Origin of the sequence: Nonomuraea sp. NPDC050680 (genome assembly GCF_040654555.1) — a bacterium.
Classification (GTDB): Bacteria; Actinomycetota; Actinomycetes; order Streptosporangiales; family Streptosporangiaceae; genus Nonomuraea.
In genome coordinates, this window is the sequence record NZ_JBFAIF010000024.1 from 1 (window position 1) to 13,617 (window position 13,617).

Consider the following 13,617-nt stretch of genomic DNA (forward strand, 5'->3'; position numbering starts at 1 on the left):
CCCGGGGGTGCGGCGCGCGAGTGCGGGCGGGCCGGGGGTGCGGGGCGTGCCGGCCCCGCACCCCCAAGCGCCTGCCCCCGCAGGCTAGGCGCGGCCCCCGTCCTTGATGGACACGATCGAAGCGGTCTGGAACCTCTTATGGCCCTTCCCATCGGACTTGACCACCGCTGTGTAGTTCTTGTAGGTCCAGCCGAGGCTGTACTTGATCTTCAACTTGCGCTTGTTGCCGCACCGGTTGTGCCAGTACACCGTCACGGAGGTATTGCCGTCTCCCCAAGACCAGGCGAAGCAGCCGCTGACACCGCGATGAACGTCCGCCGCCGCCGGAGCGGCGCCAAGGCCGACGCCGAGTCCGGCGACCATGACGGTTGAGGTGGCGACGACAGCGACACGGGTGCGCAGGCTCGCCATACGAGAAATGGTGGACATGAGAAATCTCCTTCTCTGGAGTGATGCGGTCACTTCGCTGAGACGAGGCAGCTGAGGACGACGCGCTCAGGAGAGATGCGCTTGGGGGGCGCCGGTGCCGCGCGGGTGTGTTCGCCGAGGAACCTCCGCCACGATGCCATCAGGAGGAAGGGGCCATCCAGCGATCTTTGTCCAAGGCTGCTCCACGAGGCCGACGCTGGACATTGGACAAATCACGCCTGCGCGTCGACCTGCGCTGATCTGAACTGATCGTTGACTTGTCGCGTCAGATAATTTGGAAGGTACTGACCGGTACGCAGGCGCCGGCGGTGTCGCGGGTGAGCGGGGGAAGCGTGAGCGGGGGAAGAGTGAACGGGGGAAGAGTGAACGGGGGAAGAGTGAACGGGGGAAGAGTGAACGGGGCGAAGTGGGGTCGAGGTGCCGGCTCAGGATCGTAAGCGCCGGGGACGGCAGCCAATACGCCCTGATCCGGATTCGGGTGCGGTGGGGGCCTTCGCCGACCGGCTCCTGAGGCTGAAAGAGGAAGCCGGCGATCCCTCGTACGCCGAGATGTCCGCTCGGCTCGGCGCGGCGGCCTCGAAGTCGTCGCTGGCCAGCGCGGCCCAGGGGCGGAAGTTACCGAGTTGGGAGACCGCGTGGGAGTTCGTCCGGGTGCTCGCGGTTGATCGGCTGGGGCGTGATCCCGAGGAGACCGAACGGGAGTGGCGGGAGCTCTGGGAGCGCGCGAAGGCGGTCCTCTCCGCTGACGACGCCGCCGGCGTCGACGGAGCGGCGGCCGACGACGAGCCCGCACCAGCGCCGCCGACCACCACAGTCGAAGCCGTCAAAGCTCCAGCGCCGCCGACCACCACAGCCGAAGCCGTCAAAGCTCCGGCGCCGTCCACGCGGCGGAAGCGCGTCCTCGTCAGCGCCATGATCGCGGCGGCGATCGCGATCATCATGGCCGGCCTGACCGGCTTCCATCTGGCGACGAACGCGGGCCAGCATGATCCCCCGACGCCGCCGGCAGCGAGCACGCCCGCGAAGGATGATTCCGAATTCGTGGGTGACATCACGTACCCGGACGGCTCGGAAGTGCGGCCGGGCTCGTCGTTCAAGAAGGTGTGGCGCATTCGCAACATCGGGACGACGTCCTGGGCGGGCAGGCATCTGGCTCGTATCAACGCCGGGCCCTGCCGATCCCCCAAAACGGTGCGCATACCGCCGACCGCACCTGGCCAAACCGCGGACATCGCGGTACAGGTCCGCGCTCCGGACAAACCCGGCACCTGCCGCATCTACTGGAAGATGACCGATGCGCAGGGCCAGGAACTGTTCCCGCACAAGCGGCCGGTGTTCCTGGACGTTCGGGTAAGCGGGCACTGATCCGCCGGCTTTTCCGACGGTTGGATGAACCTAGGAGCCCCGCGCCGCCGTACCCCTTTCTGAGCGGGCCGGTTCATCCCACGGCCCGCATCTCCCCCGCACCCGATAGCTGCCCGATCGCGTGTCCCGACCGAAGTGTCAACTACGTCCACAGATGCCCCAACCGGTGGCGTCCCACGCGGCCCACATCCCATGCCGCACAGACGAGTTGACGCCGGCCGAGGGATACCGCCGTCGGGTGATCGGGGGCGGGGGTTCACGCGTGATTCGGCCGGCGCTAGCCGTGCGGCTGAGCCACCGGTGCCGTGGGCCGGATCGGGGTCGAGCGGATCTTCGCCAGTGCCCGGGTGAGGTCCCGGGAGGACAGGTAGAGCTTGAACATGATCGCGGCCTCGAAGACCAGCAGGAGAGCCGCCGTACCGATGGTCACCGGCACGATCCACCCGGTGAGCGGGCCGACGATGAACACCGCCATCTGGAACTCGATACCGCTGATCAGATGAGCTCGGACGCGGTGGTCGCGCAGCCAGTCGCGGATGCGGATGTACCAGGAGAAGTGCGTACGGAAGTTCTGCTGCAGGTCCACCGAGTCGGCGGAGCGGATCTCGCCTGAGTCGAGACCCGTCTCTTCCAGGTCCGGCTTCTCCAAGGAGACGGCCGGGACGCCGGTGGCCTCCTCGATCGCGTCGTCCAGTTTGCGGCGCATCTGGCGGCGTACCTTCGCGATCTGGAGCGCGTCAACGTACCGGAGCATGTCGAGGAAGACGACGAGCATGCCGAGGACGAGGTAGAACTCCTCACCGGTGCTCTCGAAGCGCCCCCACATGAGCGCCAGTGCGCAGGTGAGCACCCGGATGCGGTCGAAGACGTAGTCGAGCCAGCCGCCCAGCACGGTGCCGGTGCCCTTGAGCCGGGCGATCTTGCCGTCCACGCAGTCCAGCACGAAGCTCAGGTGATACAGGACGGCGCCGGCGACCAGCCACGCCCAGCCGTCGGCCATCAGGAAGCAGCCCGCCGAGCCGAGCCCGAGTAAGAAGGCGCCCCAGGTGACCTGGTTCGGCGTGATGGCGGTACGGTTCGCCAGGCCGACCACCAGCCGACCGGCGAGCGGATCGACCAGGAACACCGTCCACCAGGCGTCCCGCGCCTTGTAGGTCAGCGTGCGCACGTCGTCCAAAGTGAAGGTTGTCACTGTGCGGGCCCTTCGTCCGTCCAGCCGATTTGTCGATATGCGGTGAAAGAGCCAATTTCGACGTCCCGGCCGCCGGCCCCCCGGCTGACGCTCCGCGTCTCCGTGGCCAGCGGCAGCCCGCTCTCCGCGTCGATGACGAGCCGCTCGTCGCTGAGCCGCTCGTCCCTCATCACCTGGTAGCTCAGGGCTAGGCCAGCCCGGCCGAGCGGGTCGGTGACCGCGCCCTCCGGCTTCATACCGGGCATCGAGGCCAGGATCTGGTACGCCGAGGCGCGCACCTCGGGCGAGACCGGCAGCCCGGTGATGATCTCCAGGCAGCTCTCGCGCAGCTCGGCCTCCATCTCGCGCCCGACGTACGCACCGTTCTCCCGGGCGATGTGGGTCACAAGGAAGGCGCGTAGTGCCGTGGGGTCGCTCGGGATCGTACTCAGGGCCGTCCAGCTGACCAGTTGTTTGGTCAGGATGCCGTCCGCGTTCCGCCAGCCGACGCGGTGCGGTCCGCCCTGCGGTGGACCGGGCGCCGCCTCCACCAGCGCCTGCGGAGAGACGCGGCCCAGGCCGGTCACGTCCGCCGGGTACTGCCAGCGGCTCGGCGACCCGGCGGTTCGCCACGCCGCCTCGTCCTGGGACGTCGCCGGTCGCGCGCCGAGGTAGCGGCCGGTCCAGCGATCCTGCTCACCGTTCTTCCTGGTGAGCCAGGTCTCGCGGGTGGACTGGCGCTTGACGACGTACCGGCGGTCGGGAGAGAGGATCAGCTGCCCGGTCACGACGTCGGTGCGCCAGTAGGCGCCGTCGGACGGCGCCGTGGCCATCGCGATCGCCGCGGCGAGCAGGATCTGCCTGGCGGTCGGCGGGGCGGAGGCGGAGACGGCGGGAACAGGCGAGAGGTCGATCAGCGAGTTCGAGGGCACGGCCACGGCGAGCGCCAGCGCGACCGCCGACGCCGCCCCGATCAACCCGTTGCGGACCGGCGCCCACCACCGCGACCGCTTCCTTCGCGCCGGTACCCGCTGCGGGGCTTGAGGTGGCGCGGTCAGCGCCGCCAGCAGCCTGGCCCGGCCGGAGTCGACGACCTCGGATGAAGGACCGGGCATCGAGAGGAGATCGTGTACGGCGGCCAGCTCGTCCGGACGGTCGTTCAGTTCATCCATCGAACCCTCCGATCATCGGATTGACGCCGCCCAGGGCCCTGCGGAGCTTCTTACGCACCCGGTTGAGCCGCGAGCCGACGGTCCCGAACGGAATGTCGAGCGTCTGCGCGACCTCCTCATAGGTGAGGTCGGCGAGCGCGACGAGGAGGAGCACGTCGCGATCGCCGGCGGAGAGACGTCCAAGCGCTGTCGCGAGCCGCCCCTGTGCGTTCGCGGCGGCCACTCTCGCCGTCACCCTGTCCTCGTGCCCGTCATCCGCCACTTCGCCGGCAGGTGCCCGCTGAAAAGCCTCCAGCCTGCGCGTTTCGCTCCTTCGATGCTGAGCGAGCAGGTTGGTGGCGATCCCGTACAGCCAAGGCCGTACGGCACCGCGGGCGGAGTCGAACGTCTGCCGTTTCCTGAACGCCACCAGGAACGTCTCGGCGGCCAGATCATCGGCGATCTGCGTGCCGAGCCGTCCGGAGACGTACCGGTGTATCTCTTCGAAGTAGCGGTCGTAGAGCACGGCGAACGCTTCCGGGTGGTGCCATGACCGCTCGATGAGCGCGGCGTCATCGTCTGTCACTGGCACGTCCGGGGGAGCGGCCATTCGCATGGTGTCCCTTCTGTGGGGTACACCTCTATTCCGCCGAACCCCCGACTCCTCTTCACACTTCTTTCAAAATCAGCACGAAGTTTCCCGAAATATCCCCCGTTGTCCCCTTAAATCCCCGTACGGCGGGCACCCCGCTCCGCAGCTCCGACTTTTACCCGCGCTTGCCGATCGAGCAGTAGGCCCGGCGACAGCGCGGTCCTATGGTCGCGTCCATGGCCTCTCCAGAAGACAATGAGCGGGAGTTGATCCTGCGGGTGGCGACCAGGCTGTTCGCCGCGCTCGGCCACGACGGCGTCTCCATCGGTCAAATCGGTGAGGCCGCCGGGCTGGACACGGCCGCCATCACCCCGCATTTCCCCACCAAACGCCACCTCTACCTGGCGGTCATGGAACGTGCCCACCAGGTTTTCGCGGCCGTCATCGACAAGAGAGCCGACGAGCTGAAGGCGGCCGCACCCGAGGAGCGGCCGGCCGCCCTCCACCGGTTCATCGACGGTTACATCGACCTGTGCGTCGAACATCCCGAGGTGCCCGCGCTATGGATGCACCGATGGCTCTCCGACGCCAGCGACATCGAAGAGCTGGAGTCGCTCGCCGCTCAGCCGCTGGCCCAGCACGCCGTCGACACCATCACCGCCCTGGCGGCGCCCGTACACGCCGACGCGCGGTTCACCACGTACACGATGGTCTGGTGCATCCAGGGGTTCTCACTCAGCGGGGTCGTCGACATGACAGGACAACGTCGCCGCCCCGACGACCCCGCCACACTGCGGCGCTTTCGCGCTCACATGCACCAACTGCTCGAGCGCCTTCTCGACCTCGCCCCCACTGCCGAACCACCGTCCGACGAGTGATCGGCCTCGCGGCTGCCTCAGCGTGAGCCTGTGACACCGGAAAGCTCATTAGGCTGACCCTGTGGCACCGAAAGCCGGACAAGGCACAGCGTTGCGCGCGGACGCCGCGCGCAATCGCGCACGGGTGCTGCGGGTCGCCCGCGAGCAGCTGGCCGCGGGTGACGACTCACTCCAGCTGAACACCATCGCCCGGCTCGCGGGGGTGGGCGTCGGGACCGTGTACCGGCATTTCCCCAACCGGCACGCGCTGCTGGAGGCGCTGTCGGCCGAACGCTTCCAGCAGCTCGTCACCGAGGCGCAGAACGCGGCGGCCGACGAGGATGCCCTCACCGGTCTGCACCGCTTGCTGCGTTTCGCGCTTGGACGCGCGCTGGACGACGCCGGGTTCGCGACCGTGCTCGAGTCCGCCGGCGACGCCGGGGCACAGACCTCGGCGATGAAGACCGAGCTCGACCGCGCCATCGAGGAGCTGCTCGATCGCGCCCGCGAAGCCGGCGCCGTCCGGCATGGCCTGGAGGCGGACGACATCCGCCGCCTGCTCTGCGGCGTCCAGCACGCGGTCCGCTCCGGTGACGGCGATTCCAGGTACGCCGAGCTCTACCTCGACGTCCTCCTTGAGGGCCTACGCCCGCCGCGCTGATACCCGCACCCAACCGGATAGCTATCCGCTTGTGCTACGGTACGCCAAGAGAACCGGATAGCTATCCGCTTAGGCGCTGAAGGGTGGAGCCATGGACCGACGGGCGGTAGTGACGGCGGGGACCGGCGGAATCGGCTTGGAAACCGCGATCGGGCTGGCGGCGGCCGGTTACGCAGTCACCGTGGTCGGCCGGAACGCCGAGCGCGGCGCCCAAGCGGTCGAACGGATCGGCGCCGCGGTGCCCGGAGCGGAGGCGAGGTTCCTGGCCGCCGACCTCGCATCGCTCGACGCCGTACGAGCCCTCGCCGCCCAGCTGGCAGCGGAGGGGCCACTGAGCGTTCTGATCAACAACGTCGGGGCGATGTTCGCCGACCGGCAACAGACGACGGACCAGATCGAAGCGACGTTCGCCGTCAACCACCTCTCCCCTTACCTGCTGACCGAGCTACTGCTGGCCTCACTCCAGGCCGGCGGGCCGAGCCGGATCGTGAACGTCACCTCCGGCTCGATCAGGACCGCCAAGCGCACCTTCGCGGCGGTCGAGCCGCCGGGCGGCTACTACGGCTTCCACTGGTACGGCCGGGCGAAGCTCGCCAACCTCGCATACACGCTGGACCTGGCCGAGCGACTGCGGGGCACGGGCGTCTCGGTCTTCGCGGCCGACCCCGGCGGCGCCGCCACCGACATGACGGACGGCACCATGCGCTCACCCAAGATCGTCTCGCCGGGTTTGCGCCTGCTCTGGCCACTGGTCCGCCGGACCTTCGAACGCGCCACCTCCGGCCCCGCGTCCGTGGCCGCCCGGCCATCGATCCTCGCCGCGACCGACGCCTCGCTGGACGGACAGACAGGCCTGGTCATCGGCCCAGAGGCCCGACCTGTCGCCCCTTTCCGAGCCAGCCGCGACCCCCGAACGATCCAGGCCGTCCTCCGGCTCAGCCGGCAACTGGCTCCCCTCACCCTCACCTGAGCTGCGCAGACGCCGCCTCAAACGAAGTCTGGCAAAGGGCATCCTGCCAGGCTGCGGGCGCCGGCTATCCGTCGCCCGCGCGCAACACTTCACTCAGCCGCCGACGGCGCCGCAGGGCCGACTCGATGGGCACCACGACGGCGACCGCCACCAGCAACGCGACGGTCACCAGGCCGAGCCGCCACCACGGCAGCACCAAGGCCGGGTCAGCGGCCTGCCCGGTGAGCAACCGCAGCGCGAGCGAGCCGAGCATCAGACGGGCGAGCAGCACCCCGATCAGTGGGCCGGCCACGGCGGCGACCAGCACCGGCGGCAGCAACTCCCCCGCGGCGATCCACCGAGCGTCCCGCGGCCGCAGACCGAGGGTGCGCAGCCGGGCCAGGGTCTGCCATCGCTCCGGCGCGCTCGCCGAAGCGCCGAGAGCCAGACCCAGCAGCCCCAGGGCCAGCAGAGTCGCGGCCGAGACCCACGCCAACGTCAGCAGCCCGGAGGTCAGCGGCGCCGCTCGGCGGGCACGCAGCACGTCCTCGCGCAACACGGTGGCCGCGTCGACGGCGCTCGCGGCGACCGCCCGCGCCGCTCCGGGGCCGGTCGCCCACACCGTGTTGGGTACGGAGGGCAGACCGGCGGCCTGGAGCGTAGCGGCGTCCACGAGGACGACGTCACCGGCGTCGCCGATAGCGGGTGCCGTACCGACGGCGGTGAGCCGGATGGCCGGAGCACCGTCCCGGAGCAGGTCCAGCCGCATGCCCGACCGCAGGCCGCCGTCGCCCGAGCGCACCAGGGCCGGCACGTCCCCGTGACCGGTCGCCCCGAGCCGGGCGAGCGCCGGCGCGTCCGGCAGCGGGGTGGCGGCGAGCAGCCGCCGGAACGCGGAGGCGTCCACGATCACCAGGCGCGGAGCCACGACCTGTGAGTCGGCGACGATCCGCGCCCTGTCGGTGACCTGCGCGGCGACGGCCTGCCGGACTCCTGGCGCGGCGGCGATGCGCCGGACCACGTCGGGTGTGGAACCGGCCGCGGCGGGGACGACGTCGAGGCGGGCATCGGCGCCGACGGTACGCCACGCGCCCTCGGCCAGGCCGTCGCCGGCGGTGGCGTCCAGGGTGAGCGCGAACGACGCCAAGGCGGCGGAGGTCACCAGGACCAGAAGCGGCAGTGCACGCGCGGACGTCGCGACCGCCCGCGCGGTGCCGAACACCGCCAACGGACGGCGTGAGCGCAGGGCCCGCTTGAGCACCAGGCCCAGCCCCGCGGGGAGCAGTCGTAGCAGGACGAGCGTGCCGGCGAGAGCGCCAAGAGCGGGCGCGCTCGCGGGCAGCGGCCCGCCACCCCCCAGCCCGAGCCCCGGACCGGCCACGTCGCCGCCGGGAGCGAGGGCGGCAGGGAGGATCCCGCGCTGGTGCAGCGCCACGAAGGCGGCCACCGCGGCGATCAGTACCGCGACCTCAAGGGCGGCGCGGCGCAGTTGGACGGTGTGGCGGGCCCAGCGGCGCGCGGTCCGGTTGGCCGGGACCCGCCGGTCGCGGGTGGCACGGGCGGCGGCGAGCGTACCGAACACCGGGCCGGCGATGACAGCGGCGAGCACCACGGGGAGCACCCACTCCCAGGAGGCGTCCGGGACGACCGCGCGGGACAGCGCGAGCCCGGCCGCGGCGGCCGTCAGCGCCACCACGGCGGACTCGATCAGCAGCTCGGCGCCGAGCGTTGGCAGGGCCGCCCCTCGTTGCCGTGCGGCCTCCAGCGCCGGGGCGCGGCGGCGGACCAGCAGGTCGGCGGCGAGCAGCAGGACCAGGACCGCGGCGGCCAGCACGCCGGTGAGCAGGACCGACGCCTGCGCGGATGCGGCGCCGACCTGGGTTCGGATGTTCCGCAGTACGCCGTCGAGCCCCGTCTCCCACTTCAGGGAGCCGTCGAGGGCGCCGGAGGAGCCGGAGGTCGCCTTGAGCGCGACCACCTTCGCGGAGATCGCCTGGGCGGAGTCCCAGGTGAGCCGGCTCGGATCGGGGGTGAACCGGACGACGCGCCGTAGCGCGTCCTGGTCGAAGGCGAGGCGGGCGTCGGGCAGGGAGTCACGCGACAGCAGGCCGGCGAGCCGGGTGGAGCCCACACCATCCGCACCGGAGACGGGATGCAGCAGCGCGGGGGCCGACCGCCAGGCGGGGTCGGTGCTGTCCGTCGCTCGGAAGATGCCGCTGACCAGGACCTTCTTCACGCCTCCCTCGTCGTCCTTGAGTGGGATGCGGGCACCGGGACGCAGCTTGAGTGCGTCGGCGTCCGCTTCCGACAGACCGACCTGCACCGGCCAGGGCTGCCCCATGACGGGCGCCTCGACGTGGTCGTCCGCCTCAGGGACGGCGGACCGGGGCGGGCCGCCCGCGATCCAGATCACGTGCGGCCCACCGCCGGTGCCGTTCACGTGCGGCCCACCGCCGGTGCCGTTCACGTGCGGCCCACTACCGGTGCCGTTCACGTGCGGCCCACCGTCGCCGCCGTCGCCCTTCGCCAGGTAGGCGAGCTGGAAGGTGCGCAGCACGCTGCCATCGGTGATCTTGAGTGTGGGGCTGATGACGGTGGCGACGGGCGGATGCAGCGCGGCCCGCAGGCCGGGCCCGAGTTCGTCCGTCGCCCTGTCGCGGAGGTCGTCAACGTCCTCGGCGAGCCGGGGAGCGCGGACACGTCCGCCGTTGGGCCCGTCATCGCGTTCTATCCGGGCCTCTACCAGGATGTCGCCGTCGCCACCGGCGCGGCGGACCCCGTCCTGAACGGCCTCGTCGGCGGTCGCGCGCAGCAGCGGCGGTACGGCGCCGGCGAGCAGGGTGACGACCGCCACGACCGCGGCGGCCAGGAGCAGCGACCCGGCGTCGGCGCGGGCGCGCCCCCGGATGCTGGGCCAGTGCAGGCCGGTCGGCCACCAGCGGCCGACCGGCCACAGGCCGGTGCGCCGCCTCACGACGTCACCCGCAGATGCCTCACGAAGCCGTGCCCGCAGGTGCCTCATGACGCCGCCCACAGATGCCTCACGACGCCACCCGGAGGTACGCGACGTCGACGCGGCGGGCCTGCACGACGACCACGACGGTCACCGCGAGCGTGCACCCGGCCAGCAGCAGGGCGAACAAGCCGGCCTCGGCGGCCCACGGCCAGATGGGCAGGGCGGCCGGCACGGGCGCGGCGCCGGTGTCGGAGCGGACGAGCAGGGGCGCGACGACACGGGTGGCGAGTGCGCCGACGGCCGCGCCTGTCGCGAGCAGGGGCACCAGGACGCCGACGTGCTGGCCGAGCAGTACGGCACGCACCTCCCGCCGGGTCATCCCCAGGCCCCGCAGCCGCGCCACCTCCAGCGCGCGGGTCCGCAGGTCGAAGGTCACATGCAGGACGACGCCGGCGAGCAGCAGCAGGGTCGTGGCCGGGACGAGCAGCCGGAGCGCGGCCGGCAGCCCGGCGCGCAGGGGGCCACCGGTGAGGCGGGCCGTCTCGGATGCGCGCGTGGTGACGGCGCCGAGGCGGAGGGCGGCGACGCGAACGGCGGCGTCGGTCCGGTCGGGGTTGCCGACCCACCAGGCGTCCACGGGGAAGTCGAGGTTGCCGCGGCCGACGAGGGCGCGGGAGAGGGCGTCCGAGTCGGCCAGGATCGCCGCGGCGCCCGGGGCGGACGGAACGGTGGGCAGCACCTCGGTCACCCTGACCAGCACGGGGGTGAGGCCGACGGTAAGGGTGAGCCGGGAGCCGCGACGGGCGCCGACCTCGTCGGCGAAGCGGGTGGAGACGGCGACGGGCACCGGCCCCGCGACCGGAAAGGCGGTGGCGACCAGGGTTCGGGCGGCGTCCGGAGGGCCCTTGAGCCCGACGGTCGTCGTCATCCTCAGCTGAACACCGGCCGGGGTACGGGCGAGGGCGACGGCCGGATCGCCAAGTTGGCCGGGGGCGGGCTCGACGGAGGTGGCACTCCACGGCGACCCGGTCACCGCGCCGGCTGAGGCGGACTCTGAGGCGCGGGCGGGGTCGCGGGTCTCCGGCACGGTGAGGGTGACGGCGACGCGGCTGTCGCCGGCCCCGGCCGGCAGCTCCGCCAGCGCATCGGAGTAGCCGAAGCCGACGTTCCCCAGATCGGGCGCGAACGGGAGGGACACCGCGACCAGCCGCAGCCCTTCGGCGCTCGCGCAGGCCGGCAGCGAATGCGCCTTGCCGTCGAGCGGGACGGGCGCGCCATCGCAGGGGATCCGCAAGCCCGTGGCGTCCTGCAGCAGCAGCCGGGGGGTGACGATGAGCGGGGTCGTACCGGTCGCCATCCCTGTGCCGGTCGCCTTCCCGGTGAGGGTGAGCACGGCGCGTTTCGGGACGGGGACGCCGGTGGCGCGAGTCGGCGGCGCGAGAGCGGCGCCCACGTCCGTCCACCTTTGGCCATCGTTCAGCCGGCCGCGCAGCAAGGACGCGGCGCGGGTGGTGTCGACGGCGACCAGCCGCGGTACGTCGCCGGCGTTGCCGAGCCACTGCCCGACCGCGACGCCACGGTCGGTGGCCGGGCTCACCGCTCCTCCGGTGACCGCGCCGACAGCCGCGCCCTGCCCGGCCTCCGGCGGCGCGGTGAGGGTGAGAGCGAGGTCGGTGCCGACGGCCAAGTCGGCCTGGTCATGCTGGGAGCGCTGCCACGTGGCGTCGAAGCCGACCCCGAACGTGGCGGCCGCGCAGGCCAGGCCGATCAGCAGCCCCGCGGCGACCGCCTGCGGCCGACGGGCGGCTTCGAAGGCGGCCAGCGGGAGCGTCAGCCCACGGGCGCGGCGCGCCAGCCGCTCGACGCCGCGCAGCGCGGGCACCACCAGGCGCAACGCCAGCGCGGAGCCGGCGGCGAGCAGCAGCGCGGGAGTGAGCACGCGGATGGCGTCGACAGTGGAGCCGGAGCCGGTGGGCTGATCGCGCAGCTGCCACCAGCCCACTACGGCGAACGCCACGAGCAGCACATCGGCCCCGGAGCGGGCCAGCAGTTCGCGCCGGTGGCGACGGTCGCCGGCCACGGGGATGGGCCGCACCGAGAGGACGACGAGCATTGCCGCGAGCGCCAGCGCGCCACCGGCGACGGCGAGCACATGGAAGCCGGTCACGACCGGATGGACGGCGAGCCCGGCCTCCGCCAGCGGCGGCAGGTGGGTCAGGCCGGCGTGCAGGACGGAAGAGGCGGGGATCGCGAGCGCGGCGGCCAGGACCGCGAGTGCGCCGGCCTCGACGATGGCGGCGGCGGCGAACTGCCCGCGGCTGACACCCAGCGCCGACAGCAGAGCGGTCTCGTCGGCGCGCACGCCGGCGGTGAGCCGGCCGGCGAGGGCGAGGGCGGTCGCGGTCAGGACGACGCCGAGGACGGCGACGGTGAGTACCGCGGCGGCCGTGACCTGCTGCTGGTCGCGGGCGGACAGCAGGGTCGACGGCAACCGGGAGGCGACGCGTTCGATCCGCACCCGGTCGCCGAGGGTACGCGCCAACAGGCGGTCGGCGCCGAGCACGGCCTCGGCGGCGGTGTCGAGACCGCGGCGGGTGGGGGTGGACAGGTCGGGATGGGCGGTGATCTCCAGCCGGTCGATGGTGGAGCCACCGGCGAGCAGGGCGGCGAGGTCGACGATGAACGGCCCGTACGCGTGGACCGGCCGCACGGAGCGGCCGTCGCGATAGGCGAGGTCGTAGCCGACGGCGGCGAGGGGGTCGCGGTCCCAGCCGGTGCCCGGCAGCGGGCGTACGACGCCGACGATGGTTACCTCGACCGTCCGGGCGGGGTCGTCGCCCAGCTCCGCGCCGAGGCGGACGCGTCTGCCGAGGGTGAGGCCGAGCAGCCGCGCGGTGGGCTCGAGCACGACGGCCTCCAGCGGCACGGCGGAGCGCGCCGCGCCGGACTTCGACGGCACGGCAGGGTGCGCCGCTCCGGACTTCGGCGGCACGGCGGGGTGCGCCACGCCGGACTTCGACGGCACGGCAGGGTTCGCCGTGTCGGTCGCGCCTCGCGGCCAGCGTCCAGTGACCAACGCGGCGCGGGCCGGCAGGTCCTCCACCGCCGACAGGTAGGTCTCAGCGGGGACGCCGTCGCCGCCGGCCCGCGTCGTCGGCAGCGACCGCATCACCGACGACGCGCGCGCGGCTGTCGTCGCGGCGAACGGAGCCAGCGCCGAGGTCAGTACGCGGCGGGTGTCGTCGGCGACGGATCGCGCGTCCGGTCCGCGGACCGTGACGGTGTAGGCGGTGACGTCGACCTGATCGGGAGCGGCGCGGGACGCGGCGGCCTCCAACGCCTGCTCGGCGGTGCGGGTGATGAGAAGGGCGCAGGCGCCCAGCAGGGTGGGGCCGACCATGGCGACCGCCAGGAGGGCGGCCAGCAGTGGCCACTGCGCGCGGGCTCGGTGGACGAGCAGCCTCAGCACGGGCGACTCTGGACGTT

Annotated in this window: 10 protein-coding genes; 4 read left to right on the forward strand and 6 right to left on the reverse strand. The window is 72.4% G+C overall.

The genetic code is table 11. The features are described from left to right. Window positions 1-84 precede the first annotated feature (84 nt). Entirely contained in the window at window positions 85-429 is a 345-nt protein-coding gene (locus AB0H88_RS44235; RefSeq protein WP_357654890.1) for a hypothetical protein, read from the reverse strand. Between the two features lie 483 nt (window positions 430-912). Here AB0H88_RS44235 and AB0H88_RS44240 point away from each other — a divergent pair, with 483 nt between their 5' ends. Next, window positions 913-1,794, forward strand: coding sequence for an NBR1-Ig-like domain-containing protein (locus AB0H88_RS44240; protein ID WP_357654892.1), 882 nt, complete (start codon window positions 913-915; stop codon window positions 1,792-1,794). Window positions 1,795-2,071: 277 nt separating this feature from the next. Here AB0H88_RS44240 and AB0H88_RS44245 read toward each other — a convergent pair whose 3' ends face one another. Genes AB0H88_RS44245 through AB0H88_RS44255 form a run of 3 tightly spaced genes read right to left on the reverse strand, consistent with a single transcriptional unit; the run spans window position 2,072 to window position 4,702 of the window. Continuing rightward, window positions 2,072-2,962 (reverse strand): CDP-alcohol phosphatidyltransferase family protein, encoded by an 891-nt coding sequence (locus AB0H88_RS44245; protein ID WP_357654894.1) that lies wholly within the window; start codon window positions 2,960-2,962, stop codon window positions 2,072-2,074. 20 nt (window positions 2,963-2,982) lie between these two features. Continuing rightward, window positions 2,983-4,137 carry a CU044_5270 family protein gene (locus AB0H88_RS44250; protein WP_357654896.1) on the reverse strand — a complete coding sequence of 385 codons (1,155 nt, stop codon included), beginning with the start codon at window positions 4,135-4,137 and terminating at the stop codon, window positions 2,983-2,985. Continuing rightward, window positions 4,130-4,702: an RNA polymerase sigma factor gene (locus AB0H88_RS44255; protein WP_357654898.1), complete on the reverse strand. Its 573-nt coding sequence runs from the start codon at window positions 4,700-4,702 to the stop codon at window positions 4,130-4,132. The genes AB0H88_RS44250 and AB0H88_RS44255 overlap by 8 nt, the downstream gene beginning before the upstream one ends. A gap of 242 nt (window positions 4,703-4,944) precedes the next feature. Between AB0H88_RS44255 and AB0H88_RS44260 the strand changes: the two genes are divergently transcribed. From AB0H88_RS44260 to AB0H88_RS44270, 3 genes are all read left to right on the forward strand, one after another. Beyond that, a complete protein-coding gene (locus AB0H88_RS44260) occupies window positions 4,945-5,586 on the forward strand; it encodes a TetR/AcrR family transcriptional regulator (protein WP_357654900.1) in 642 nt (213 codons plus the stop codon). A gap of 61 nt (window positions 5,587-5,647) precedes the next feature. After that, window positions 5,648-6,226 (forward strand): helix-turn-helix domain-containing protein, encoded by a 579-nt coding sequence (locus AB0H88_RS44265; protein ID WP_357654902.1) that lies wholly within the window; start codon window positions 5,648-5,650, stop codon window positions 6,224-6,226. 91 nt (window positions 6,227-6,317) lie between these two features. Next, window positions 6,318-7,196 (forward strand): SDR family NAD(P)-dependent oxidoreductase, encoded by an 879-nt coding sequence (locus AB0H88_RS44270; RefSeq protein WP_357654903.1) that lies wholly within the window; start codon window positions 6,318-6,320, stop codon window positions 7,194-7,196. A gap of 64 nt (window positions 7,197-7,260) precedes the next feature. On the opposite strand, the gene AB0H88_RS44275 is transcribed toward AB0H88_RS44270, so the two are convergent. Next, complete coding sequence (locus tag AB0H88_RS44275) at window positions 7,261-10,149, reverse strand: ABC transporter permease (RefSeq protein WP_357654904.1); 2,889 nt, start codon at window positions 10,147-10,149, stop codon at window positions 7,261-7,263. 67 nt (window positions 10,150-10,216) lie between these two features. Next, window positions 10,217-13,600, reverse strand: coding sequence for an FtsX-like permease family protein (locus AB0H88_RS44280; RefSeq protein ID WP_357654905.1), 3,384 nt, complete (start codon window positions 13,598-13,600; stop codon window positions 10,217-10,219). Window positions 13,601-13,617: the final 17 nt, after the last annotated feature.

Bases quoted from the DNA above. Each gene is read 5' to 3' on its own strand.
- AB0H88_RS44235 (WP_357654890.1), bottom strand. From the start codon at position 429: ATGTCCACCATTTCTCGTATGGCGAGCCTGCGCACCCGTGTCGCTGTC.
- AB0H88_RS44270 (WP_357654903.1), top strand. From the start codon at position 6,318: ATGGACCGACGGGCGGTAGTGACGGCGGGGACCGGCGGAATCGGCTTG.
- AB0H88_RS44260 (WP_357654900.1), top strand. From the start codon at position 4,945: ATGGCCTCTCCAGAAGACAATGAGCGGGAGTTGATCCTGCGGGTGGCG.
- AB0H88_RS44250 (WP_357654896.1), bottom strand. From the start codon at position 4,137: ATGGATGAACTGAACGACCGTCCGGACGAGCTGGCCGCCGTACACGAT.